The following is a 23,222-nucleotide window of genomic DNA, read 5'->3' on the forward strand; positions in this document are numbered from 1 at the left end:
GAACAGGTGCCCATGTGCCCATGTGCCCATGTGCCCATGTGCCCAGGCGCACGATCGCCCAGACGAACTCCCACTTTCCCGCCCACGCCGGACCAACCCGCCCACGACCGGCCAACCGACCCGCACCAGACCGAACAGTCAGTCCGACCTGCTCACACCGGTCCGGGCAGGTAGTCGAAGGGGTTAATCGTCAGCGGCCACCAGGACATGGCCGCCCCCGACTGGATGACCATGACGGCGAGGATGACGAGCAGCGCGATCACCGCCAAGGCGATGAGGCGGCCGAGCTGATTTCGAGTGGCTCCAGAGACGAGCAGACGTGAGCCGAAGCGCAGGCTCGAGGCTCCCGGCCCGACCCACAGCACCAGCGAACCCGCGGCGCCGGCCGCCCACACCGACCATTGTTCGGACGACCCGCTGGGCACGATCCCGGCGATGTCGAGCCGGGTGAGCACGAGCGCGGCGGCGGCCGCGATCGCCGGCAGGATGAGCGAGGCCACCGAGGTCAGGATCGAGGCCAGCATGGCTCCCGGCGCCGAGGCGAGCGCCCGGAAGAATCCGCCCGAATCCGTTCCGCGGTCGAACCGGTACCGCTGGACCTTCCGGTCCAGACGTGTGCCGGTGCGGGCGAGCACCGACCAGATCAGGGCGACGACGCTGATGACCAGCGGGCCGAGCGGCATGACGGCGACGGCCAGGGCGATGAGTCCGAAGACGACCCAGCCGCCCGACTGCACTCGTCGGTACCCCATCGGCGTCCACGGCTGTCCGCCGGGCTGCATCGGCTGGCCCCCGGGACCCATGAGCTGACCGCCCTGCTGCGTCGGCTGGCCGCCGGGACCGGACTGGTCTCCCCACTGTCCCTGGGCAACCTGGCCATGCTGTCCGCCGGGACCGTTCGGTCCGACGAGGTTCTGTCCGTGGCCGGGTTGGACGAAGCCGGAACGGCCGAGGTCGGCACCGGCCATCGGGGAGCCCGGGCCCGCCTGGATGCCGCCGTTGGGGTTGCTGATCGGCGGTGCGGTCGCCTGCTGCGGCGGCTGCCCGTGCATCTGCCCGGGACCGTAGCCCGGTCCCTGGTTGGGCCCGGCACCATGACCGGACCCGGCATGATTGGTCGGTCGGCTGGATCCGGGGTACTGCGGCTGCCCGCTGCCGGAAGGGCCGGCTCCCGGGTACCCCGTGCCCGCGCCCAGAGCCGCACCCCCGAGCGCTGCCCCCGCTGCCCCGGCACCGCCAAGACCTGCACCACCAAGACCGGCACCGCCGTGACCGCTGCCGCCGTCGTCGACGGCAGGCATGACCGCGGTGCCGCTCGACGTCCGCTGCGGTCCACCCGAGCCGGCACCGCCGCTCGGACCGGACCCGAGCTGCGGCATCCGCCCGGACTCGATGTCGACGAGAGCGTCGAGGATCATCTGCCCCGACGGACGACGTTCGGGTTTCGGGTCGAGGCAGGCGGAGATGAGCGGAGCGAAGTTCTTCGGCGCCCCGTCGAGGTCGAATTTGCCCATGGCCACACGACCGAGCACGGCTTCCAAGGGTCCGGAGCCATAGGGGTTGCGGCCGGTGGCGGCGAACGCCATGGTCGCGGCCCATCCCCACCAGTCGGTCTTCTCACTCGACGTCTTGCCGTCGGCGATCTCCGGGGAGAGATAGCCGGGGGTGCCCATGACCAGCCCGGTGGCGGTCACGCGCACTTCGTCGGCGACCTGGGCGATGCCGAAGTCGATGACCATCGGCTCACCGTCCATGATCATCACATTGGCGGGTTTGAGGTCGCGGTGGATGACGCCGGCATCGTGGACGGCGTTGAGAGCGTCGAGGAGGGCGTGGCCGAAGTGGACGAGCTCATCCTCGGCGAAGGGGCCGTTGTCGCGGACATCATCGGACAGGGTCTGCCCGTCGACGAATTCGGTGATGATGAACGGCTGCGCGGAATCGAGTTCGGCGTCGAGCACCTCGGCGATGCGGGGATGGCGGATCCGGCGCAGGGTGCGGGTTTCGCGGGCCAGACGCTTCCTGGCGGTCTCGTCATTGGCGATATGCGGATGGAGGACCTTGACCGCGACCGGGTTGTTTCCGCCGTCGACACCGAGGTAGACGACACCCATGCCGCCCGAGCCGAGCTCCTCGATGAGGCGGTAGCCTCCCAGTTCCTGATCCATCACCTGGCCAAGCCTAGTCGAGCGAGTACAGTTCATTCCAAGGACCGACACAGGAGGAGGCGCAGATGAGCACCGTCGACTCTGCCGAGCCCAGCACCGAGATCCCCTACGGCGACAGCGATTTCGTCGTCGTGGCAAACCGCCTGCCCGTCGACCGCGATCCCGACGACGAGAATCGCGGATGGCGCACCTCACCTGGGGGTTTGGTCACTGCAGTGGCTCCAGTGATGAAGGCCCAGGAGGGTGCCTGGATCGGGTGGACGGGCGTCGCCGACGAGGATTTCGAACCCTTCACCATCGACGGCATGCACCTGACCCCGGTGACTCTGACAAGTGAGGATGTCCTCAGGTACTACGAAGGGTTTTCCAACGCCACACTGTGGCCGCTCTATCACGATGTCATCGTCCCTCCCGAGTACCACCGCACCTGGTGGGACGCGTATGTGCGGGTCAATGAGCGCTTCGCGGCCAAGGTCGCCGAGGTGGCTGCGCAGTCCGCGACCGTGTGGGTTCACGATTATCAGCTCCAGTTGGTTCCGCAGATGGTCCGACGTCTGCGCCCTGACCTCGCGATCGGGTTCTTCAACCACATTCCCTTCCCGCCCTACGAGCTCTTCGCTCAGCTGCCGTGGCGCGACGAGATCCTCCGCGGGCTCCTCGGCGCCGACCTCATCGGGTTCCAACGGCCGGCGGACGCAGCGAACTTCCGCCGTGCCGTCCGCGGGCGTCTGGGATACGCGACGAAGGGGTCGACCGTCTCGGTTCCGCCGGGTGATTTCCTCCCGGCCCACCTCGTCCGCGCCGAGCCGTTCCCGATCTCGATCGACACCCCTTATCTCGAGGAGCTCGCCCGCGATCCGAAGATCGTCGAGAGGGCGAAACAGATCCGCGAGGAGGTCGGCAATCCTCGGGTGGTCATGCTCGGCGTCGATCGGATGGACTATACGAAGGGCATCCGCCACCGGCTCAAGGCGTTCGGGGAGCTGCTCGCCGAGGGCCGACTCGATGTCGAGGATGTCGTGCTCATTCAGATCGCGACACCATCGCGGGAGCGGCTCGAGCAGTACAAGATCATCCGCCACGACGTCGAACTGGCCGTCGGGCGAATCAACGGTGAGCAGGTCGATGTCGGATCGATTCCCGTGCGCTACCTCCACCATTCCTATCCGCGCGATGAGATGACAGCGTTCTTCCTCGCCGCCGATGTCATGCTTGTGACCGCTCTGCGTGATGGGATGAACCTCGTTGCCAAGGAATATGTGGCGTGCCGAAGGCGAGACGACGGAGCCCTCGTGCTCTCCGAATTCACCGGGGCCGCCGAACAGCTCAAGGGCGCGGTGATGGTCAATCCCCACGACATCGCCGACCTCAAGGCGGGCATCCTCGAAGCCGTGCAGATGGACGAGAGGACCCGCACGCGTCGGATGAAGCAGATGCGCAAGCGGGTCGCAACGGACACCGTGAGCCGGTGGTCGAAGAACTTCCTCGCCGAACTCGAGCACATCAAGGACAATCCCGAGGTCATCGTCCCCGAACGGGCCGTGGTGCAGAAGAGCCGGACCGCACCGCCGCCGGATGTGCCGGCGGCCCCATCAGATCGCGCCGACAGACCCGATGATGCCGAGTGGACAGACGATATCTCCACCGCCCGCTAGGAGAAGAACAGTGACATCGAAGCCGACCGTGCTCGGTCCTGCCCCCTCCGCCCCCGCCGAGGTGGCCCTGCGCGATCTCGCCACCGCCGATTCGCTGCTGCTGGCCCTGGATTTCGATGGGGTGCTCGCACCTCTTCAGGACGATCCCTCGACGTCCCGGATGGTCCCCGAATCGGCCTCGGCCATCGCGGCGCTTGCCGGTCTGCCGCGCACTCGGGTGGCGCTGGTGTCCGGACGCGATATCGCCACCCTGCGACGCCTGTCCGAGGCGCCGGACTCGGCGTGGCTGATCGGTTCGCACGGCGCAGAGGCCGAGCTCGGCACCGACGCTGATCGCAATCCCGACACCGCAGTGGGCCGGTCCCCCGAGCTCACTCCGGCCGAGGCGGAGATGCTCGCCGCCATAGACGCTCACCTCGACGCGTTCGAACACACTCTTCCGGGCGCTGATGAACGCCCCGGTTCGGCCGCGGCGACCACAGGTGCGGCCGCGACGACGGGTTCGGCCGCAACGATTGGCGCGAGCGACTCGGGCCATGCCGACGGCCCCTCGGATTTCCTCATCGAGCGCAAACCCTATTCGCGGACGGTCCACACTCGCGGACTCGCCCCCGAGGCCGCCGCGGCCCTCCATGAACACGCCCTCGACGTGGTCGAGGAGTTCCCGGACATCCGTGTCATCGAAGGCCACGACATCACCGAACTCGCCGTCAAAAAGGCGACGAAAGGCGACGGCATCCGGCTGCTCGCCCGTGCCGGCGAACCGGCGGCAATGGGCTACCTCGGCGACGATGTCACCGATGAGGACGCCTTCGCGGCCCTCGACGAACTCACGGACTCCCGCGCTCTGAACGCTGGTCTCACCGTCAAAGTCGGGTCCGCCCCGACTCACGCTTCATGGCGGATCGCCGATCCTGCAGCCGTGGCCGAACTGCTCGGCCGCCTCGTTGCCGAACGCACGGAATTCCTCCGCACCGTCCACGACTGAGGTCGAGCCGCCTCGCCGAGGATGATTCGGTTCGCGACCGGCATCGGACCACCTCGGCGCACTCCGGTCGATCCGACTCACCGTTCGGATCCACATCACGGCAGGACCGCCTCGGCGAGGATGATTGCGATCGAAACCCGAGATCAGCGGCGCTGCGGGGGCACGGCGCTGGCCCGGAGGACGAGATCCGGGTCGACCGTGTAGTCGACATGTACGCGCGCGTCACCGGCGGCGATCATCGCGCGGATCTCGTCGATCGCCGACTGCGCCACGGTCGCCCAGTCGTAGACGACCTGCGACAGGGGCGGTTGGACGACATCGGCGTCGGGGACGTCGCCGACCGTGAGCAGGGAAAGGTCCCTGGGAACGTCGAGTCGCAGCCGTTGGGCGGCCTCGAGCATGCCGAAGGACAGGGACGGGGCGCAGGCGATGACGGCGGTGCAGCGCAGGTCGAGCAGCTCCTCGGCGGCTGCGACTCCGGCCATGGCTCCGCCGGCAGCCTCGACGACGGGGGCCTGATCACGGGTGGCGGGAATGTGGAGGATCCCTGCCATCGATCTGCGGAAGCCGGCGATGCGGGCCGGGGCAGCCGAATCGCGCAGCACGGCGAGCCCGATGCGTTTGTGGCCGAGGTGGACCAGGTGGGCCACGGCGGTCTCGATTCCGCCGGTCGCGTCGAGGTAGATGCGCGAGATCCCGTCGTCGTGGCGGGCATTCGAAATGCGGATGAGCGGCAGCCCGCGTTCGGCGAGCATCCCCGCAAGCACACCGGCGGCACCGCCGCCGACCACGATGGCTCCGGAGATCGTGGGACCGCCGTGTTCGCTGCCGAGGATCGTCTCGAGGAGGGCCTCATTGCGTTCGGCGATGGCCTCGATGTGGACGACGGCGATGCCGAGTCCGAACATCCGGTTCGTCAGGATCTCCGCAAGCCGCGAATACGGATCCACGTTGCCTGCTGACACTGCGGGTTTGATGAGCGCGATGAGCGACGAGCCGGCACCCGATCCGGCCCCAGCACCGGATCCTTCCCCTGTCCCGGATTCGGCGTACGGGGTCTGGCCGGCAGCGCCGAGGATCGCCAACGCCTGCCGCACCTTCGCCGACGAGGCGGCCGACACCGATTCGGGATCGCGCAGAGCTCGTGAGGCGGTGGCTTTCGAGACTCCGGCGGTGCCGGCGATCTCGGCGAGACGGACGTGCCGGTGCTCGGGCAGGTGTTCGCTCATTGGCGGGCCGCCGTCGTCGAGGTTCGGGCGACGAGTCGAGGACGGAACACCGGAGGCACCGAAGGCAGACCCGTCGTCGAGATCCGCAGGGTCTGCAGCGTCGCATCGATGAGGGCATTCGACAGCCCCTCGACGTCGAGGCCGAGCACCGTGGCCGGCGGGCCCGTGAACTTCATCGTCGGGGAATCGCCGAATCCGACGACCGACATGTCCCGCGGCACCTGCAGATGCCGGTTCCGCAGACCGTGGAGGGCTCCGTGCAGCTGCAGCGCGGACTGGACGATCACCGCTGTGCAGGTCGCATCCTTGAGTTCGAGCACCGCACGCGATCCGCCGGAGAACGACTTCGGCACCCGTGAGATCCAGTCCTCGAGGTTGAGCCCGAGATTTCTGGCCGGATGTTCGGCGAGGAAGCGGCGGATGAGCTGGACGGCCAGTTCACCGCTATCGTTGCAGATCAGCCCGATGCGCCGGTGTCCGATCGCCCGCAGATGCTCGAAGGCCGTGGTCATCCCACCGCCGAGGTCGAGGCGCGCGGCGATGACCTCCGTACCGGCTTCGGAGACCTCCTCGGTGGCGGACTGTTCGGCGACGCGGATGCAGGGGATCTCCGTATTCAGACTCGTCATCGTCGTGGTCACCAGGGCCACTGCGCCCGCCTCGATTGCGGTCTGCAGCGGTTCCGGGTCGGTTTCGACGAGCGGGCGGGTGACGAGGAGATCATGATCCTGCAGGGCCTTGGCCACGCGGGTGCAGACCTGGACCTGCCAATGTTCGGGATTGCCGGGAGCGCTGACGGCCACGAGCCGCCTCGGCGCATCATGGAGCAGGGTCGAGCGCGAATAGCCGAGCTCGCTCATCGCCTCCAGCACCTTCGCCCGGGTCGACTCGGCGACTGCACCGCGGCGACCGAGCACCCGGGAGACCGTGGCCAGAGAGACTCCGGCCCTGGCGGCGACCTCGTCCAACGTGACCTTCATACGAGTCAGTCTACTTTCGCGCCGCGGTATGCGTCGGCGCACAGCCATCGTGCTGAGAATCACTCTACGCTTTGTCGAATTCACAGAGCACCCCAATCATCCACCCCTTAGGATGAGAGTGACTGAGCATCCCTGCCGGGTCACCGACGACCAGCTGCTCACGGAGTTATTCAGAAGTTTTAGGAGGACTTATGTCAACGGTGTCGTTGAATGGCCTCAGTCATGTCTACGAGAACACGACGTCCGAATCCGTCCACCCGTTCAATCTCTTCGTCGATGACGGAGAGTTCCTCGTCCTCTACGGACCCAGCGGGTCGGGCAAGTCGACGATCCTGCGAATGCTGCACGGACTTGAGACCCCGAAGTCCGGCACGATCCTCATCGACGGCGCGGATATCACCCACGCGGCCGTCAACGACCGCGATGTCACCCTGGCCCTGGAGAGCTACGCGCTCTACCCGCATATGAGCGTGCGCGACAATCTCGGCTTTGCGCTGCGCGTCGACGGCCTGCCCGCCGACGAGATCACCGAACGCGTCGAATCCGTGATGGACAAGATCGGGCTGAGCGACATCCTCGATTCGGTTCCCGGCGACCTCACCCAGCTGCAGCGCCAGACCGTGGCCCTGGCGCGTGCCGTGGTACGCCGACCCAAGGTGCTCATCATGGACGAGCCCGTGGTCAATCTCGTCCCCGAGCAGCAGGCTGAGACCCTTGCTCTCATCAAGCAGCTGCAGCAGGAGTTCGGGCTGACGACGATCTACGCCACTTCCGATCTCGAGGATGCGAAGGTCCTCGGCGACCGGATCGCCTTCCTCGATCGCGGACGGCTCATCGGCGTGGAGACACCCGACCTCGCCGAGGCGCTCGTGGCCTCGGTCTCCGACACGGACTCCTGAGCCGTGCCGGGAACCCTGCCCCCGCCGGACCCGTCAGAACAGGCTTCGCCGTCGGCGACGACGCCGATCGACGCAGCCGCATCGGTCGGCACCGCCGTTCCCGCACCGGAGATCCACACTGTCCGGAACGCCGATCATGCGGCCCTGGCCGAGCTCCCCTGGCACCTCCCCCTGGCCGAGTGGCCGGAGAAGCTCCTCGGCGGTCTGCCCCGCGGAATCTCCCGCCACATCGTGCGCTATGTCGAGATCGGAGACGAAGTCCTCGCGATCAAGGAGACCGACGATGCGCAGGCCACGCGTGAGTTCGACATCCTCGGCGCGCTCGGCAACCTCGACGTCCCCCTCGTCGAAGCCCGCGCCGTCGTCGGAAAGCGCAGGACCGCATCGGGCCAGGCACTCAAGGGCGCTCTCATCACCGCCTATCTCGAGTTCTCGCTGCCCTACCGCGCGCTGTTCTCCCGGGACCTGGCCGAGGACACCGGCGGCCGCCTCGTCGACGCTCTGGCTGTTCTGCTCGTCCGCCTCCACCTCGTCGGCTTCTACTGGGGAGACGTGTCCCTGTCGAACACGCTCTTCCGCCGCGACGCCGATGCCTATGCCGCCTATGTCGTCGACGCCGAGACCGGCGAGCTGCACGACCAGCTCTCCGACGGACAGCGGAACATGGACCTGCGGATCGCGCGGATGAACATCGCCGGGGACTTCCTCGACCTGCAGGCCGCGGGACTCGTCGCTCCCGAGACCGATCCGCTGGCGGCCGGTGAACGGCTCTGCGAGTCGTACAACGCGCTGTGGGCGGAGCTGACCCGGGTCGAGGAATTCAGCGTCAACGAACGCTGGCGCATCGACGAACGCATCCGCCGCCTCAACGACCTGGGCTTCGACCTCGGGGAACTGACAGTGACGACGGATCTCGACGGCATCAGCCTCCTCGTGTCCCCGAAGGTCGTCGAACCCAACCACCACTCACGGCGTCTGCTGCGCCTGACCGGGATCGGCGCGAACGAGAACCAGGCCCGAGCGATGCTCAACGACCTCGATTCGTTCCGTTCGGCTCCCGAGATCGCCGAATTCGACGAACTCGACGAATCCCAAGCCGCCCGCCGCTGGCTCGACGAGGTGTACAAACCCCTCATCCAGGCGATCCCGGAGAACCTCACCCGCAAGCTCGAGCCCGGGCAGATCTTCTACGAGTTCGCCGAACACCGCCGCACCATGGCGCGCGCCCGCCAGCGCGACATCCCCACGATGGAGGCCATCGCCTACTTCATCGTCGACTACCTGGCGAACCTCCCCGACGAGATCCGCTACGTCGACAGCAAGAAATTCTGACACCCTCCCCGAGGCGGTCCTGACCTCAGCCGATGTTCCACAAGGTGAAACGGGAACGGCGGGACCGCCTCGGCGGGCATACCTTTGAAGTCCACGGAGCGACATCGGTGTCGCTCCGGAACCGAACCCCGCCCGGAAGGATTCCCGATGTCGACGAACGAGCCGATGCCCACGAACGAGAACAACCCGTCGATCCCGTCCCTGTTCGACCTCAGCGGGCGCACGGCCGTCGTCGTCGGGGCCGGCTCCGGACTGGGACAGGCCAGCGCGATCGGGCTCGCCGATGCGGGGGCGCACGTCGTCGTCGCCGACCTCAACCTCGCCGGCGCCGAGGAGACCGCCGCCCTCATCGCCGCTCGCGGCAGCGGGTCAGCCGCCCACTCCACGGCGCAGGGTACGGCATCGGACGGATCGGCTGCGCCGGGAGCGGACGGAACGGCCACGGCTGCAGCCGTCGATATCACGGACACGGCCTCCGTCGATGCCCTCGTGGACGCCTGGGCCGATGCCGAGATCCTCGTCATCACACCGGGGGCGAACGTGCGCAAACGCCTCGTCGACACCACCGATGACGAGTTCGACCGGGTCATCGACATCAACCTCAAGGGCACGTACCGGCTGATGCGCGGATTCGGCCGTGAGATGGGTGAGCGGGGTCGCGGATCGATCGTCACCTACGCCTCATTCCGGGCGCTGGCCATCGAACCCGGCCAGGGAATCTATGCGGCAGCGAAAGCCGGTGTCGTCCAGCTGACGAAGACGATGGCCAGCGAGCTCGGAGGCAAGGGCGTGCGCGTCAATGCGATCCTGCCCGGCCCGTTCGACACGCCCCTGACGCAGCAGATCAAGGCCGACGGGAAATGGTGGGACGCGTATGCGGACAAGACCGCCCTGGGCCGCTGGGGTCGCCTGCACGAGATCGCCGGGCCCGTCCTGTTCCTCGCTTCGGACGCCTCGAGCTATGTCACCGGGCACTCGCAGCTCGTTGACGGCGGCTGGATGGCCCAGGACGGACGGTTCACCCCCGACGTGTGAGTTCCGCGACGTTGCCGGGCAGAGTGACCAGTGACCACGCGGGGGTCCGGCGAGACAATATTCATGATTATGCAAGAATATTCAGATGACCGTTTCGCACACTCCGCCCGCCCCGCCGGCGCACACTCCCACAGGAGTGCTGCGGCAGCTGGGGCGACGTAAGTCGATCAGCGCCATGACCGCCGAGGCCCACACCGATGCGCAGTCCGCGCAGCAGGGTGGACTGCGGCGGACCTTCGGCGTCTTCCAGCTGACGATGATCAGCGTCGGCGCCACCTTGGGCACGGGAATCCTCGTCATCCTCGGCGAGGCCGTGCCTGTGGCCGGACCCGCTGTGTGGCTCGCCTTCGTTCTCGCCGGAATCACCGCGCTGCTGTCGGCGGTCAGCTATGCCGAAATGGCCGGAATGGTGCCGGTGTCCGGGTCGAGCTACTCGTATTCCTACGCCACCCTGGGTGAGGGCGTCGCGTGGGTCTGCGGCTGGTGTCTCGTTCTCGAATACGCGGTCTCGGTCGCGGCGGTCGCCGTCGGCGCCGCCGACTACGTCAACGAGACCCTGCGCGTCTTCGGCCTCGAGCTGCCCGCGTCCCTGACCACAGGGCCGGGCCTGGCGGATAATCCGGACGGAATCATCAATGTCTCGGCCCTCATCGTCGTGGCCCTGGCGACTGTGCTGCTCATGCGCGGCGCCCGCGAATCCGGTGTCGTCAACACGATTCTCGTGTTCGTCAAGATCGGCATCCTCGTCTTCTTCGCCATCGTCGCGTTCACCGCGTTCAAGGCCGGCAACTTCGCGCCGATGCTGCCGATGGGTGCCGCCGGAGTCACTGCGGCCGCATCCAGCGTGTTCTTCTCCTATATCGGCTTCGATGCCGCGTCCACGGCCGGCGAGGAAGCGAAGAATCCGCGCCGGGATCTGCCGCGGGCGATCATCTTCTCGATGCTCATCGTCACCTCGATGTATGTCCTTGTCGCCGTCGCAGCGATCGGTGCACGGCAGTGGCAGTGGTTCGACGGCGCTCACGCCCCGCTGGTCCAGATCGTCGAGGAGATCACCGGGTCGAATATCGCGGTGCTGCTCTTCGCGGTGGCCGCGGTGCTCGCGATCTTCTCCGTCGTCATCACCGTGCTCTACGGTCAGTCGCGGATCCTGCTGACGATGGCCAGGGACGGAATGGTGCCGAAGATCTTCGGCCGCGTCTCCCAGCGCACCGGCACTCCCCTGGTCGGCACTCTCATCGTCGGCGGCCTTGTGGCCATCACGGCGGCGTTCATCCCGCTCGGCGAACTCGCCGACGCCACGAGCATCGGCACCCTGTTCGCATTCTGCCTGGTCAACATCGCCGTCATCTACCTGCGGTTCAAACGCCCCGACCTCGAGCGCTCATTCAAGGTTCCGTTCGGGCCGATCGTGCCCGCGCTGGGAGCCGTGGCGTGTGCGTTCCTCATGGTCAACCTCGGCGGGCGGACATGGATCGTCTTCGGAGCGTGGATGGTCGTCGGCGTGATCGTCTACTTCACCTACAGCCGCCGCCACTCAAGAGTCGGGGCATTGGACGAGCAGACCTACCGCTCCTCCCTCTAATTACTACCTGACGGCGGCCCAGCAACCTCGCGCGAGGTTGCTGGGCCGCCGTCAGGTAGTAAGAGGGGTCAGGGGCGGCGGGCCCTTGCCACCTCGTAGAGGGACACGGCAGCGGCGATGCCCGCATTGAGCGACTCGGTGGTCGCGGCGATCGGGATCGACACGATCTGATCGCACTTCTCCGCGATGAGCCGCGACAGCCCCTTGCCTTCGGAACCGACGACGATGCACAGCGGGTCGCGGGTGAAGGTCAGCTCGGGCAGCTCGACGTCACCGTCCATGTCGAGGCCGACGACGAAGACATTCTGCTTCTTCAGCTCGTCGATCGCCCTGGCCAGGTTGACCACCTGTGCCACGCGGATGCGCGATGCGGCGCCGGCCGAGGTCTTCCAGGCCGCGGCCGTCATCGAGGCGGCGCGACGTTCGGGGATGATCACTCCGTGACCGCCGAAGGCCGCCGTCGACCGGACGATGGCACCGAGGTTGCGCGGATCCGTGATCCCGTCGAGGGCCACGAGCAGCGGCGTTTCGGCGCGTTCAGCCGCGAACTCGAGCAGATCGGAGGGATCGGCGTAGTCGTAAGGCGGGACCTGCAGGGCGATGCCCTGGTGGATCGCGTCATCGGTGAGCCGGTCGAGGTCGGGCTTGCTCGCCTCGAGCATCGAGATGCCGCGCTGAGTCGCGAGAGTGATGGACTCGCGGACCCGTTCGTCGGAGTCGATGCGCCCGGAGACGTACATCGCGGTGGCCGGAACGCCCTCGCGCAGAGCTTCGAGGACCGAATTGCGCCCGGCGACCATATTCGGTCCGAGTTCCTTCTTCTTCCGCTTCGCCTGCGCCGAGGCGTTCGAGCTCTTGCGCTGCTGCGCGGCCTTGTGCGCCTTATGGTAGACGCGGTCCTCGGCTTTCGGCGTCGGTCCCTTGCCGCGCAGGCCGCGCTTGTTCTTACCGCCCGACCCCTTGGTCGGACCCTTCTTCGAACCGCCGGAGCGGGGATTGGAAGCCATCTGATTCCTTCAAATACGTTGGGGCCGCGAGCTAATGCCCGTGACCGAAATTCGTCGCCCTCAGCCCTCGCCGAGGTGGTAGCGGTAGCCGTCGGACGTGTCCTCGATGACGACGCCGGCCGCGGCCAGTTCGTCCCGCAGGGCATCCGCGGTGGCGAAGTCCTTCTCCGCCTTCGCCTCGGCCCGTCGCTCGGCCATGGCGGCCACGAGGGAGTCGAGCGCCGACTCCGCCTTGGCATCGGCCGCCGAACCGGCCCAGACCTCAGCGCTGGGATTGACACCGAGGATGTCGAGCATGAGTTCCACCTCGGCGACGATCCGCGTCAGGCCTTCCCGGTTACCGCCGGAGTCGAGGAGCTTCGCCCCTTCGCTCACAGAGGCGAAGACCACGGACAGGGCACGAGGCACACCGAGGTCGTCGTCGAGGGCGGCGGCGAATTCGGCGGGCACGTCGACGCTGCGTGAACCGTAGGCGTCGCTGACGTCCGGCAGCGCCGGCGCGTCCGCGCCGAGCGTCTGGCGGGCGCGCTGGAGGAAGTTCTGCAGCCGTTCGAGCGAGGCCGCTGAGCGTTCCATCGCCTCGTTCGAGAAGTCGAGGATCGACCGGTAGCTGGCACCGGTGAGGAAGTAGCGCACGGCCAGCGGGCTGAACGTGTCGAACAGGTCGGAGGCGAAGACCGAATTGCCCAGAGACTTCGACATCTTGTCCCCGCCCACGTTGAGCAGGCCGGAATGCATCCAGATGTTCGCGAACTGGTCCCCGGCGGCACGGGACTGCGCCAGCTCGTTCTCATGATGCGGGAAACGCAGGTCGAGTCCGCCGCCGTGGATGTCGAAGTTCGACCCCAGGTACTTCGTCGACATGGCCGAGCACTCGATGTGCCAACCCGGTCGGCCCCGACCCCACGGTGAGGGCCACGAGGCGGTGATCGGTTCGGAGTCCTTGTGGGCCTTCCACAGGGCGAAGTCCCGGGCGTCCTTCTTCCCGCGCAGCTCAGCGCCCTCCGACAGTTCCATGTCGTCGAGTCTCTGGTTCGTCAGTGCCCCGTAGTCGCTCCACGAGGCGGCGTCGAAGTAGACATCGGCGCTGCCGTCGAGCGCGGGGTAGGCATGACCGGCTTCGATGAGGCGGGAGATGAGTTCGATCATCTCCGTGATGTGCCCGGTTGCGCGCGGTTCGCTGCTCGGCGGCAGAACGTCGAGCGCGTCGTAGGCTGCGGTGAAGGCGCGTTCGTACTTGTACGCGTGAGCGAACCATTCCCGCCCCTCTTCGACGGACTTCGACAGGATCTTGTCGTCGATGTCGGTGACGTTGCGGATCACGGTCACCCGGTAGCCGCTGTAGAGCAGCCAGCGGCGCAGCGTGTCGAACACCGAAGCAGACCGCAGGTGGCCGATGTGCGGCTCGCCCTGCACCGTGGCGCCACAGACGTAGATACCGACCTGACCGTCGTTGACGGGGCGCAGTTCTTCGGTCGTGCGGCTGGCGGTGTTATAGAGCGAGATAGTCACGCCCACAAGTCTACCGGGCCTGGCTGATTTCCCCGTTTCCCGATATTCGATACACGACTGTTACGCGGCTCACGTGATGCGTGGCACATCACTCAGCAAGTTCCCAGTAAAGTGGACGCAAGAAATGAAGACCGAGGCGAGAGACCTTCTCGCATAGCGGACTTCGAACGAGCCCGACCGTCTCACGGACGAGACTGCGTGGGCTGACTCGGTCACGAATCCCCGGGACCGCCACAGAAAGGACACCATGTCTCTCAAGACATCACCCCAGAGGGAGGTCTTCGCCACCCGCGGCGCGTTCATCTTCGCTGCCATCGGTTCGGCCGTCGGCCTCGGCAACATCTGGCGCTTCCCCTATGTCACCTACGACAACGGCGGCGGCGCCTTCATCATCCCCTACCTCGTCGCACTCCTGACAGCCGGCATCCCGCTGCTGTTCTTCGACTACGCCATGGGGCACCGTTCACGCGGCTCGGCCCCGCTCTCGTTCCGCATGGCATCGAAGGTCGCCGAACCCATCGGCTGGTTCCAGACCGGAGTCGCCTTCGTCATCGGCATCTACTACGCAGCCATCATCGGCTGGGCCGGCTGCTACATGTTCTTCTCCCTCAACCAGGCCTGGGGAGACGATGCGGCCACCTTCTTCCAGTCCGACTTCCTCAACCTCTCCGACCCGGGAATCTCGATGGAGTTCGTGCCCGCGGTGCTCGTCCCGATCATCATCGTCTGGATCATCACCCTGGGCATTCTGCTTCTGGGTGTGCAGAACGGCATCGCCGGATTCTCGAAGATCTTCATTCCGCTGCTGGTGATCCTGTTCCTCGCACTCGTCGTCAGGGCACTGTTCCTGCCCGGTGCGGCCGAGGGCCTCAACGCCCTCTTCACGCCCGACTTCGCAGCTCTGACTGATCCGAATGTGTGGATTGCTGCCTACGGGCAGATCTTCTTCTCTCTGTCCATCGGCTTCGGCATCATGATCACCTACGCCTCGTACTTGAAGAAGAAGACGAACCTCACCGGCTCCGGCCTCGTCGTCGGCTTCTCGAACTCCGCGTTCGAGATCCTCGCCGGCGTCGGTGTCTTCGCCGCTCTCGGATTCATGGCAGCAGCACAGGGCACTCAGGTCTCCGAGGTCGCGGACTCCGGCATCGGCCTGGCGTTCATGGCCTTCCCCACACTCATCTCCGAGATGCCCGGCGGCGGACTGTTCGGCTTCGCGTTCTTCGCCTGCCTCGTCTTCGCCGGCCTGACCTCGCTCGTCTCGATCGTCCAAGTGCCGATCCAGGCACTGCGTGAGAAGTTCAGGTTGGGGAACAAGGCATCGATCATCCTGGTCGGCGGTGTGATGGCAATCATCTCGATCCTGCTCCTGCCCACCGTCACCGGACTCTACGTGCTCGACACGATCGATGCCTGGGCCAACAACATCGGCATCGTCGGCGGCGCCGTCGTCGGCCTCATTGTGATCGGATGGGCGCTGCGGAAGCTGCCGGTCCTGCGCGATCACCTCAACGCGATCTCGAGCTTCAAGGTCGGCTGGTTCTGGATGATCATCCTCGGCGGAGTGACCACGCTGGTGCTCGCCTATATGCTCATCCATCAGATCATCACCTACGCCACCGAGGGATACGAGGACTACCCGACCCTGATCACCGGGGTTATGGGCTGGGGCATGATCGGCCTGCTCGTCGTGGCAGCGATCGTCCTCACGCTCATCAAGTGGCCGAAGCAGACGATCGACGAGGCGGAGGCGGCGATCGCCGATTCCGCAGCCGAAGAGAATCTCCGCAACGAAACCAAGGGAGCCTGAAATGGGTACCTCAGCAATCATCATGATGGTCATCGCCATGGTCACCGTATGGGGCGGACTCGGCGCCGCGATCATGCATCTGCGCAAGCACCCCGACGAGGAGTGAGCACCGCGCCCACTCCGACGGCATGAGACGACGAGGGCGGTCCGATCCCCGATGACAGGGATCGGACCGCCTTCCTCGTGCTCATGTGTATTTCCCTCGCCGAGGCGGCCGGGCCGTGGTCACGGCCGCCTCGGCGAGGCCGGCGTGACCTTGCGGTCATCCCGGCGACGGTGCCGCGGTTACGCTTCGGCCACCTCGGCGGGCCGGTTGAGTCGACTGTGCTTCCGCGAATAGGCGAAATACACGACGAGGCCGATGGCCAGCCACACGAGGAAGCGGATCCACGTGTCCATGTTGAGGTTGAGCATGAGATAGAAGCAGACGATCGCGGAGACGATCGGCAGCACCGGGACGAACGGAACCTTGAACGGGCGCTCGAGCTCGGGACGGGTCCGACGCAGCACGATGACACCGATCGAAACAAGCACGAAGGCCGAGAGCGTGCCGATGTTGACGAGCTCGGCGAGCGTCGACAGGGGCACGAACGCGGCGATGACCGCGATGATCACGCCGGTGATGATCGTGAACCGGTACGGAGTGCCGAACTTCGGGTTGGTCTTCGCTAGCCACTGCGGCAGCAGGCCATCGCGAGCCATGGAGAAGCCGACGCGCGTCTGCCCCATGAAGAGGATCATGCACACGACGATGAGGCCGATGCAGGCTCCGATCGCAATGAGGTTGCCCATCAGGGGAAGACCTGCATTGACGAACGCGGTCGCCAGCGGGGCACCGTCTTCGGGGTCGATGTCCTTGTAGTTCTGCATACCGGTGATCACCAGGGAGACGGCGATGTAGAGTCCGGTGACGATAGCCAGGGAGCCGAAGATGCCGATAGGCAGGTTTCGCTGCGGATTCTTCGTCTCCTCTGCTGTGGTGGCAACGACGTCGAAGCCGATGAACGCGAAGAACACCATGGCTGCTGCTGCGAAGATGCCTCCGATGCCGAAGACGCTCGGGTCGAGTCCGAAGAGCCCTTGAACGACAGGCAGGTGCATCATCGATCCGCCGGTGTCGGCAGGCTCTTCCGCCGGCGGGATGAACGGCACCCAGTTCGAGACCTTGACGAAGAAGAGCCCGACGATGATGACGGTGAGGACGACGAGGACCTTGAGGAAGGTGACGATGATGTTGATCCGGCTCGACAGCTTGATGCCGGTGACCAGAACGATCGTCAGACCCAGTACAAGCAGCCCCGCGGGCAGGTTGATCCAGCCGCCCTCGGCTGTGGCGATGGCATCGGGGATGGCGAACGGCGTGCTCTCGAGGACTACCGCGAGGTACTGACTGAATGAGGTCGCGAGCGCTGCCGACCCGACGGTGAATTCGAGGATGAGATCCCAACCGATGATCCAAGCCAACAGTTCGCCCATGGTCGCGAAGGTGAACGTGTAGGCGCTGCCGGCAACCGGCACCGTCGACGCGAATTCGGCGTAGCACAGCGCCGCAAGGCCACAGGCGACGCCGGCGATGAGGAAGGACAGCGCGATGCCCGGCCCGGCGTTCGTCGCGGCGGCGTGCCCGGTGAGGACGAAGATGCCGGCGCCGATGCAGACGCCCACGCCGAAGATGACGAGGTCGAGTGCGCCGAGGTTCTTCTTCAGCTGATGTTCGGGGTCTTGAGTGTCACGGATGCTCTGCTCGATGGACTTCGTGCGTTTCCATTCGCCTGCCATGACTCCTCCTTTGCAGTATGGCAGTGAGAACCGCACCGCCGAAGGTGACGCGGATCACTGAGATTGAGTTTACCGGTCAATGATAAACCACAATGTGAGACGTATTCACCACTCTGGCCGTCGCCTCAGATCGCGGCTCCGCCCACCGCCTGCGATCCCCGTTTCCGTCAGGGAAGAACCGCCGGACGCAACAGCGCCGTCTTCCGCTCCGCATGCCCCTCAGAGTGCACGAGACCGACGACCGATCGAGGCTGCCCGACGGACTGTTTCGCCCTCTCTGAACCATGTCAACGCACGTAGGTGCACTGATTTCCGGACCGACCTGGTCGAGCCCAGCGTGCTTGGTTAGGGTGGGGACTGTGAGCACCCCATTCCGGGGTACGCTCAGTCCACTTCGGGTGTTCCCATCCGCGGACACCCGTCACCGAAGACATTTAGGAGACGCAATGCCACAGACCGTCAAGGGCGTCATCTCCCGCAGCAAGGGAGCCCCGGTCGAACTCACCGACATCGTCATCCCGGACCCGGGACCAGGCGAGGTCGTCGTCGATGTGAAGTCGTGCGGCGTCTGCCACACAGACTTCCACTACCGCGAGGGCGGGATCAGCGATGACTACCCGTTCCTGCTCGGCCACGAGTCCGCCGGAATCGTCTCCGAGGTCGGCGAAGGAGTCACCGAGGTCGCGGTCGGGGATTTCGTCATCCTAAACTGGCGCGCCATCTGCGGCGACTGCCGCGCCTGCAAGCGCGGCGAACCCTGGTACTGCTTCGACACCCACAACGCTTCACAGAAGATGACCCTGCCCGACGGCACCGAGCTCGAAGCCGCTCTGGGCATCGGATCCTTCGCCGAGAAGACACTCGTCGCCGCGGGTCAGTGCACAAAGGTCCCCGAAGCGGACCCGGCCGTCGTGGGTCTGCTCGGCTGCGGAATGATGGCCGGGATCGGGGCTGCCATCAACACCGGCGAGGTCACCCGCGGCAAGACCGTGGCCGTGATCGGTGCCGGCGGTGTCGGCTGCGCGGCGATCGCCGGTTCGGCTCTGGCCGGGGCGAACACGATCATCGCCCTCGACATCGATGAGAAGAAGCTGTCCTGGGCCAGCGACTTCGGCGCCACGCACACGGTGTCGACGAAGGGCATGAGCGAGGACGAGGTCGTCGCGGCGATCCAGGAGCGCACCGGAGGCTTCGGCGCCGATGTCGTCATCGACGCCGTCGGACTTCCCGCCACCTGGCGGCAGGCCTTCTACGGCCGCGACCTCGCAGGCACCGTCGTCCTCGTCGGTGTGCCGACTCCGGAAATGGAGCTCACGGTTCCGCTGCTCGATGTGTTCGGCCGCGGCGGCAAGCTCAAGTCATCCTGGTACGGTGATTGCCTGCCCGACCGCGACTTCCCGATGCTCGTCGACCTCTACCAGCAGGGACGTTTCCCGCTCGAGAAGTTCGTGTCCGAACGCATCGGCATCGGCGATGTCGAATCCGCTTTTGAGAAGATGGCCAAGGGCCAGGTCCTACGATCGGTGGTGGAACTGTAATGACAGCTATTGAGCATCTCGTCACGTCTGGCACGTTCTCCCTGGATGGAGAGACGCACGACGTCGACAACAACGTGTGGATCATCGGCGACGATTCCGAGGTCATCGTCATCGACCCGGCCCATGATGTCGATGCGATCGCCGAGGCGGTCGGATCCAGAGACGTCAAGGCCATCCTGCTCACGCACGGTCACGACGATCATGTGCGCGTCGTCCGCGACTTCGCACAACGGGTGGGCAACCCCACCGTGTACCTCAATCCCGATGACTATGTGCTGTGGGATATGACCTTTGAGAACTACCGTCCCGACGGACAGATCGCCCACGGCGACACCTGGACCGTCGGCGGAATCAAGCTCAAGGCCCTGCACACTCCCGGCCACTCCCCCGGTTCGACGTGCTTCTTCGTCGAGACTGGTCTGCCGGCTCCGGCATCGGCCGGTGCGGGACGGGCCGTCGGTCCGGTGCTGTTCTCCGGAGACACCCTGTTCAACGGCGGCCCCGGAGCCACGGGACGGTCGCATTCGAGCTTCGAGACCATCATCGAATCGATCCGCGACGTGCTCTTCCCGCTGCCCGAGGCGACCGTCGTGCTCACCGGGCACGGCGATTCCACGTCGATCGGCGCGGAGAGCCCGGCCCTCGAGGACTGGATCAAACGCGGACACTGAGCCGCCGCAGGCCGGGCTCAGACCGCTCGCCGACTAAGACGCAGATCGCATAGCCTGCCTGCCTGCGGTCAGGCTGTGACCGACCAGCGCAACTCGCAGATGCGGGTCGCGACCCACACGGGTTCGCGACCCGCGTCTACGCATTCCGCCCCTGCCGGATAGACTCGTCGGGTGCCTGAATCACAGTCTTCGCAGCCCGCCGAGTCAGCGTCCGCCTCGGCCTCCGGTTCTTCTGATACCTCGTCCAACGGCCTCAAGGTGGGGATGAAGCCCCGCCACCTGGTGATGATGAGCCTCGGCTCGGCGATCGGCGCCGGTCTCTTCGTCGGCTCCGGTGCCGGAGTGCAGGCGGCTGGTCCCGCCGTGCTCATCTCATACGTCGTCGCGGGTCTCATCGTCATCTTCGTCATGCGGGCGCTGGGCGAACTCGTCGCCGCCGACCCGAATCCGGGTGCGTTCTCGCACTATGCGGGCAAGGCCATGGGCCCGGCCGCGGCCTTCGCCGTCGGTGCTCTGTGGTGGGTCCAGCTGTGCCTCGTCGTCGCCGCCGAGGCCACCGCCGCCGCGCAGATCGCCGCTTCCTATATTCCGGCAGTCCCCCAGTGGGTCATCGCCTTGGCGATCATGCTCGTCTTCACGGCCATCAACCTCACCACTTCGGGCAGCTTCGGTGAGTTCGAGTTCTGGTTCTCACTCATCAAAGTCGCCTTCGTCGTCCTCTTCGTCGTCCTCGGTGCCGCATACCTGTTCGGATGGACCCCGGCCGAACCGCCCGCGCAGATCTTCGCCGACGGGTTCATGCCCACCGGCATCTCCGGCATCGCCGCCGGACTGCTCGTCGTCGCGTTCGCCTTCGGCGGCATCGAGATCGTTGCGGTCGCCGCGGCCGAGACCGCGAACCCCGAACGCAGCGTCTCCCAGGCGATCAAGACGATCGTGTGGCGCATCCTGTTCCTCTACATCGGGTCGGTGGCGATCATCGTCCTCGTCCTGCCGTGGACGGACGACCGCCTGGCGGAGTCCCCCTTCGTGGCCGTTCTCGAGACTGCTGGGCTGCCGTTCATTGCCTCGCTGCTGGCCGCGGTCATCGTCATCGCGCTGCTGTCGTCGATGAACGCGAACATCTACGGAGCGTCCCGGATGTCGTTCTCGATGTCGCAGCGGTCCATGCTGCCGCGCGGGCTCGGCCGCACCAATCGCCGCGGGGTGCCAGTGGCAGCGGTGCTGGCCACCTCGGCGTTCGGCTTCGTCGCCGTCGCGCTCAACTATTTCTGGGCAGCCGAGGTCCTCGGGGTCCTGCTCAACATCGTCGGCTCCACGCTCATCGTCACCTGGGTCGCCACCCTCGTATCGCAGATCGTTCTGCGTCGTCGCGCCGAGGCGGCTGGCCAGTCCCTGCCGCTGCGCATGTGGGGCTACCCATGGCTGTCGTATGTCACCCTGGCCGGAATCGCTGTGATCATCGGACTCGGCCTGACTGTCGAATCCGTGCGCTTCCAGATCGTCGGCACACTCATCTTCGTCGTCGCGCTCTACCTCATCGGCCTCATCGTCACGAAGCGTCACCCGAACGCGAAGGTCTGAGCCCGCCGTTCACCGCCACCGAGGCGGCTGTCGGCCTCCGTGCCCGGACCGCGGCAGTCCCCACCGCCGGACCGCGGCGATCCCTAGCGGCCGGACCGCGGCAATCTCCAGCGGCCGGTTGTTCAGTCGCAGCCTTCGTCCGATGCAGGCATCTGAACGCGTCGAGCCTCAATCGACAAGTGCGTCCAATGCAGCAACGAGTTCCCGCAGGGCGTGGGCTGGATCTGCCGATTCCGCCCAGCCGGCGAGCATGTCCCGCGTCTGGCCCACGTGCCGGTTGAAGTGCCTGCCCGCATAGTTCGTCACGTCGATCGGCACGATCCTCTCGACTGCTTCGAGCACGACGTGCGCGGCGGAACCGAACACGGGAACCTGCACCCCGAGGCGGGGCCGCACGGCCTCGCTCGCAGCCTTCGCAGGGCGGTCAAGGTGTGATTTCAGTGCGACCCAGCTGCCGTTGCGGACGCTGAGTTCGGCGACGAAGGGAATGAACACCCTCGGCGGCAGCAGTACGGCCTCCATCGGCACTGGCAGAACGAGTCGATCCAGCCTGCTGACAAGCGAACGCACCGCGGTCGAGGGTCCGGCGACGAAGAACCGCGGCGCACCTGCAGGTGCCCAGAACCTCACTTCTCGCCCCGGTTCGGCCTCCCTGTCGGCTCCACTGCCCTGACCACCGGCTGTGCACACACCTCTGTCGGCCTCCCCGATTCGGCTGCCGGCGCTGAACGCACCACTGTCGGTCTCCTCGACCTGGTTACCGGCTGTGCGCACAACTTCCGCCGGTGCACCCGAATCCAGCCGCTCGGACAGGAACGCGGGTCCGAATATGACTGCTTGAGTGCCGGGGAAGACTGCTCGTGCTCGCTCGAGGTCTCCCTCGACCTGGCTCGTCGTCGCAATGAACGCGGGCGAGATGTCCCGAATCGCCGAGACCACCTCTGCGTCGAGATCATCCGGCCGAGTCGTGAGCACGATGAGGTCCCAGCTCCCATCAGCGGCAGCCGCAGCCCAGTCTGAGATCGTCACCCGTCGAGTCGCAGCTACGCGAGTCACCGACCAGCCACTGCCCGCGCTCGCTTGTCTGCCTTCAGCTCCCTCGGTTTCTCGCCCGGTTTCTCCCCCAGTTTCTCGCCCGGCTTCTCCCCCGGTTGCTCCCCTGTTGCTGCCTCCGGCTCGTCCGCTTCCTTGCCTGCAGCTGCCGTGTCCACCTCCCACCCCGCCGGGATCGGTCGGGTCGAAGGTGCTCACGCGCCGCGGAAAGGCCGCCCGCCCATTGGGACCAGCGGTGCGGGAGACGACGGTGACCTTATGGTCATCGGTGAAGAGCGCGGCCCCGGCGATGCCGATGGCGCCGGCTCCTTGGAAGAGGACTTTCACTGCTTGTTCCTTCCTCGGCGCACCTGGCTCGGCTCGAACAGAGAAGTGCGTTTGACTCGATACTGGTGGT

18 protein-coding genes are annotated in these 23,222 nt (G+C 66.2%); 11 read left to right on the forward strand and 7 right to left on the reverse strand.

Features of this window, described 5'->3' with window-relative positions; translation table 11 throughout:
* Window positions 1-152 precede the first annotated feature (152 nt).
* Window positions 153-2,168: a serine/threonine-protein kinase gene (locus HK108_RS05140; protein WP_181270850.1), complete on the reverse strand. Its 2,016-nt coding sequence runs from the start codon at window positions 2,166-2,168 to the stop codon at window positions 153-155.
* A gap of 65 nt (window positions 2,169-2,233) precedes the next feature.
* On the opposite strand from HK108_RS05140, the gene HK108_RS05145 reads away from it, so the two are divergent.
* Entirely contained in the window at window positions 2,234-3,823 is a 1,590-nt protein-coding gene (locus HK108_RS05145) for an alpha,alpha-trehalose-phosphate synthase (UDP-forming) (protein ID WP_181270752.1), read from the forward strand.
* Window positions 3,824-3,833: 10 nt separating this feature from the next.
* The gene (locus HK108_RS05150) at window positions 3,834-4,811 is read left to right on the forward strand and encodes a trehalose-phosphatase (RefSeq protein ID WP_181270753.1); all 978 of its coding nucleotides are present in this window, start codon (window positions 3,834-3,836) and stop codon (window positions 4,809-4,811) included.
* Between the two features lie 143 nt (window positions 4,812-4,954).
* Here the strand turns inward: HK108_RS05150 and HK108_RS05155 are convergent, their stop codons facing one another.
* Window positions 4,955-6,040, reverse strand: coding sequence for a substrate-binding domain-containing protein (locus HK108_RS05155; RefSeq protein WP_181270754.1), 1,086 nt, complete (start codon window positions 6,038-6,040; stop codon window positions 4,955-4,957).
* Complete coding sequence (locus tag HK108_RS05160; protein WP_139468135.1) at window positions 6,037-7,020, reverse strand: LacI family DNA-binding transcriptional regulator; 984 nt, start codon at window positions 7,018-7,020, stop codon at window positions 6,037-6,039. Before HK108_RS05160 ends, HK108_RS05155 begins: the two co-directional genes overlap by 4 nt.
* Before the next feature lie 191 nt (window positions 7,021-7,211).
* Between HK108_RS05160 and HK108_RS05165 the strand changes: the two genes are divergently transcribed.
* The 4 genes from HK108_RS05165 (at window position 7,212) to HK108_RS05180 (ending at window position 11,871) form a co-directional block, all read left to right on the forward strand.
* The gene (locus HK108_RS05165) at window positions 7,212-7,919 is read left to right on the forward strand and encodes an ABC transporter ATP-binding protein (RefSeq protein WP_229663984.1); all 708 of its coding nucleotides are present in this window, start codon (window positions 7,212-7,214) and stop codon (window positions 7,917-7,919) included.
* Between the two features lie 3 nt (window positions 7,920-7,922).
* On the forward strand, window positions 7,923-9,251 hold the full coding sequence (locus tag HK108_RS05170) for a DUF4032 domain-containing protein (protein WP_229663983.1): 1,329 nt from the start codon (window positions 7,923-7,925) through the stop codon (window positions 9,249-9,251).
* A gap of 147 nt (window positions 9,252-9,398) precedes the next feature.
* Window positions 9,399-10,286, forward strand: a complete 888-nt coding sequence (locus tag HK108_RS05175; protein ID WP_229663982.1) for an SDR family NAD(P)-dependent oxidoreductase — start codon at window positions 9,399-9,401, stop codon at window positions 10,284-10,286.
* An 85-nt stretch (window positions 10,287-10,371) separates the two neighbouring features.
* Window positions 10,372-11,871: an amino acid permease gene (locus tag HK108_RS05180; RefSeq protein WP_181270755.1), complete on the forward strand. Its 1,500-nt coding sequence runs from the start codon at window positions 10,372-10,374 to the stop codon at window positions 11,869-11,871.
* 68 nt (window positions 11,872-11,939) lie between these two features.
* Here HK108_RS05180 and rlmB read toward each other — a convergent pair whose 3' ends face one another.
* Together rlmB and cysS are read right to left on the reverse strand one after the other, a co-directional pair.
* Window positions 11,940-12,878 (reverse strand): 23S rRNA (guanosine(2251)-2'-O)-methyltransferase RlmB, encoded by a 939-nt coding sequence (gene rlmB / locus HK108_RS05185; protein WP_181270756.1) that lies wholly within the window; start codon window positions 12,876-12,878, stop codon window positions 11,940-11,942.
* 60 nt (window positions 12,879-12,938) lie between these two features.
* Window positions 12,939-14,390: a cysteine--tRNA ligase gene (gene cysS / locus HK108_RS05190; RefSeq protein ID WP_181270757.1), complete on the reverse strand. Its 1,452-nt coding sequence runs from the start codon at window positions 14,388-14,390 to the stop codon at window positions 12,939-12,941.
* Window positions 14,391-14,637: 247 nt separating this feature from the next.
* Here cysS and HK108_RS05195 point away from each other — a divergent pair, with 247 nt between their 5' ends.
* On the forward strand, window positions 14,638-16,200 hold the full coding sequence (locus HK108_RS05195; RefSeq protein ID WP_181270758.1) for a sodium-dependent transporter: 1,563 nt from the start codon (window positions 14,638-14,640) through the stop codon (window positions 16,198-16,200).
* A 1-nt stretch (window position 16,201) separates the two neighbouring features.
* Window positions 16,202-16,306, forward strand: coding sequence for a methionine/alanine import family NSS transporter small subunit (locus HK108_RS05200; protein ID WP_139468130.1), 105 nt, complete (start codon window positions 16,202-16,204; stop codon window positions 16,304-16,306).
* Window positions 16,307-16,485: 179 nt separating this feature from the next.
* Here HK108_RS05200 and HK108_RS05205 read toward each other — a convergent pair whose 3' ends face one another.
* Window positions 16,486-17,979, reverse strand: a complete 1,494-nt coding sequence (locus tag HK108_RS05205; protein WP_181270759.1) for an amino acid permease — start codon at window positions 17,977-17,979, stop codon at window positions 16,486-16,488.
* A gap of 446 nt (window positions 17,980-18,425) precedes the next feature.
* Here HK108_RS05205 and HK108_RS05210 point away from each other — a divergent pair, with 446 nt between their 5' ends.
* From HK108_RS05210 to HK108_RS05220, 3 genes are all read left to right on the forward strand, one after another.
* Window positions 18,426-19,517: an S-(hydroxymethyl)mycothiol dehydrogenase gene (locus HK108_RS05210; RefSeq protein ID WP_139909079.1), complete on the forward strand. Its 1,092-nt coding sequence runs from the start codon at window positions 18,426-18,428 to the stop codon at window positions 19,515-19,517.
* Window positions 19,517-20,188: an MBL fold metallo-hydrolase gene (locus HK108_RS05215; RefSeq protein ID WP_172171513.1), complete on the forward strand. Its 672-nt coding sequence runs from the start codon at window positions 19,517-19,519 to the stop codon at window positions 20,186-20,188. The genes HK108_RS05210 and HK108_RS05215 overlap by 1 nt, the downstream gene beginning before the upstream one ends.
* A gap of 171 nt (window positions 20,189-20,359) precedes the next feature.
* Window positions 20,360-21,772: an amino acid permease gene (locus HK108_RS05220; protein ID WP_229663981.1), complete on the forward strand. Its 1,413-nt coding sequence runs from the start codon at window positions 20,360-20,362 to the stop codon at window positions 21,770-21,772.
* Window positions 21,773-21,940: 168 nt separating this feature from the next.
* On the opposite strand, the gene HK108_RS05225 is transcribed toward HK108_RS05220, so the two are convergent.
* Complete coding sequence (locus tag HK108_RS05225; protein ID WP_181270760.1) at window positions 21,941-23,152, reverse strand: hypothetical protein; 1,212 nt, start codon at window positions 23,150-23,152, stop codon at window positions 21,941-21,943.
* Window positions 23,153-23,222 lie beyond the last annotated feature (70 nt).

Source organism: Brevibacterium sediminis (assembly GCF_013623905.1).
In the GTDB taxonomy this organism is placed as follows: domain Bacteria; phylum Actinomycetota; class Actinomycetes; order Actinomycetales; family Brevibacteriaceae; genus Brevibacterium; species Brevibacterium sediminis.

Excerpts from the sequence above, each read along its gene's own strand:
- HK108_RS05210 (WP_139909079.1), top strand. The coding sequence starts at position 18,426 with ATGCCACAGACCGTCAAGGGCGTCATCTCCCGCAGCAAGGGAGCCCCG.
- HK108_RS05195 (WP_181270758.1), top strand. The coding sequence starts at position 14,638 with ATGTCTCTCAAGACATCACCCCAGAGGGAGGTCTTCGCCACCCGCGGC.
- HK108_RS05180 (WP_181270755.1), top strand. The coding sequence starts at position 10,372 with ATGACCGTTTCGCACACTCCGCCCGCCCCGCCGGCGCACACTCCCACA.
- rlmB (WP_181270756.1), bottom strand. The coding sequence starts at position 12,878 with ATGGCTTCCAATCCCCGCTCCGGCGGTTCGAAGAAGGGTCCGACCAAG.
- HK108_RS05200 (WP_139468130.1), top strand. The coding sequence starts at position 16,202 with ATGGGTACCTCAGCAATCATCATGATGGTCATCGCCATGGTCACCGTA.
- HK108_RS05155 (WP_181270754.1), bottom strand. The coding sequence starts at position 6,040 with ATGAGCGAACACCTGCCCGAGCACCGGCACGTCCGTCTCGCCGAGATC.
- HK108_RS05140 (WP_181270850.1), bottom strand. The coding sequence starts at position 2,168 with ATGGATCAGGAACTGGGAGGCTACCGCCTCATCGAGGAGCTCGGCTCG.
- HK108_RS05160 (WP_139468135.1), bottom strand. The coding sequence starts at position 7,020 with ATGAAGGTCACGTTGGACGAGGTCGCCGCCAGGGCCGGAGTCTCTCTG.
- HK108_RS05175 (WP_229663982.1), top strand. The coding sequence starts at position 9,399 with ATGTCGACGAACGAGCCGATGCCCACGAACGAGAACAACCCGTCGATC.
- HK108_RS05145 (WP_181270752.1), top strand. The coding sequence starts at position 2,234 with ATGAGCACCGTCGACTCTGCCGAGCCCAGCACCGAGATCCCCTACGGC.
- HK108_RS05165 (WP_229663984.1), top strand. The coding sequence starts at position 7,212 with ATGTCAACGGTGTCGTTGAATGGCCTCAGTCATGTCTACGAGAACACG.
- HK108_RS05205 (WP_181270759.1), bottom strand. The coding sequence starts at position 17,979 with ATGGCAGGCGAATGGAAACGCACGAAGTCCATCGAGCAGAGCATCCGT.
- HK108_RS05215 (WP_172171513.1), top strand. The coding sequence starts at position 19,517 with ATGACAGCTATTGAGCATCTCGTCACGTCTGGCACGTTCTCCCTGGAT.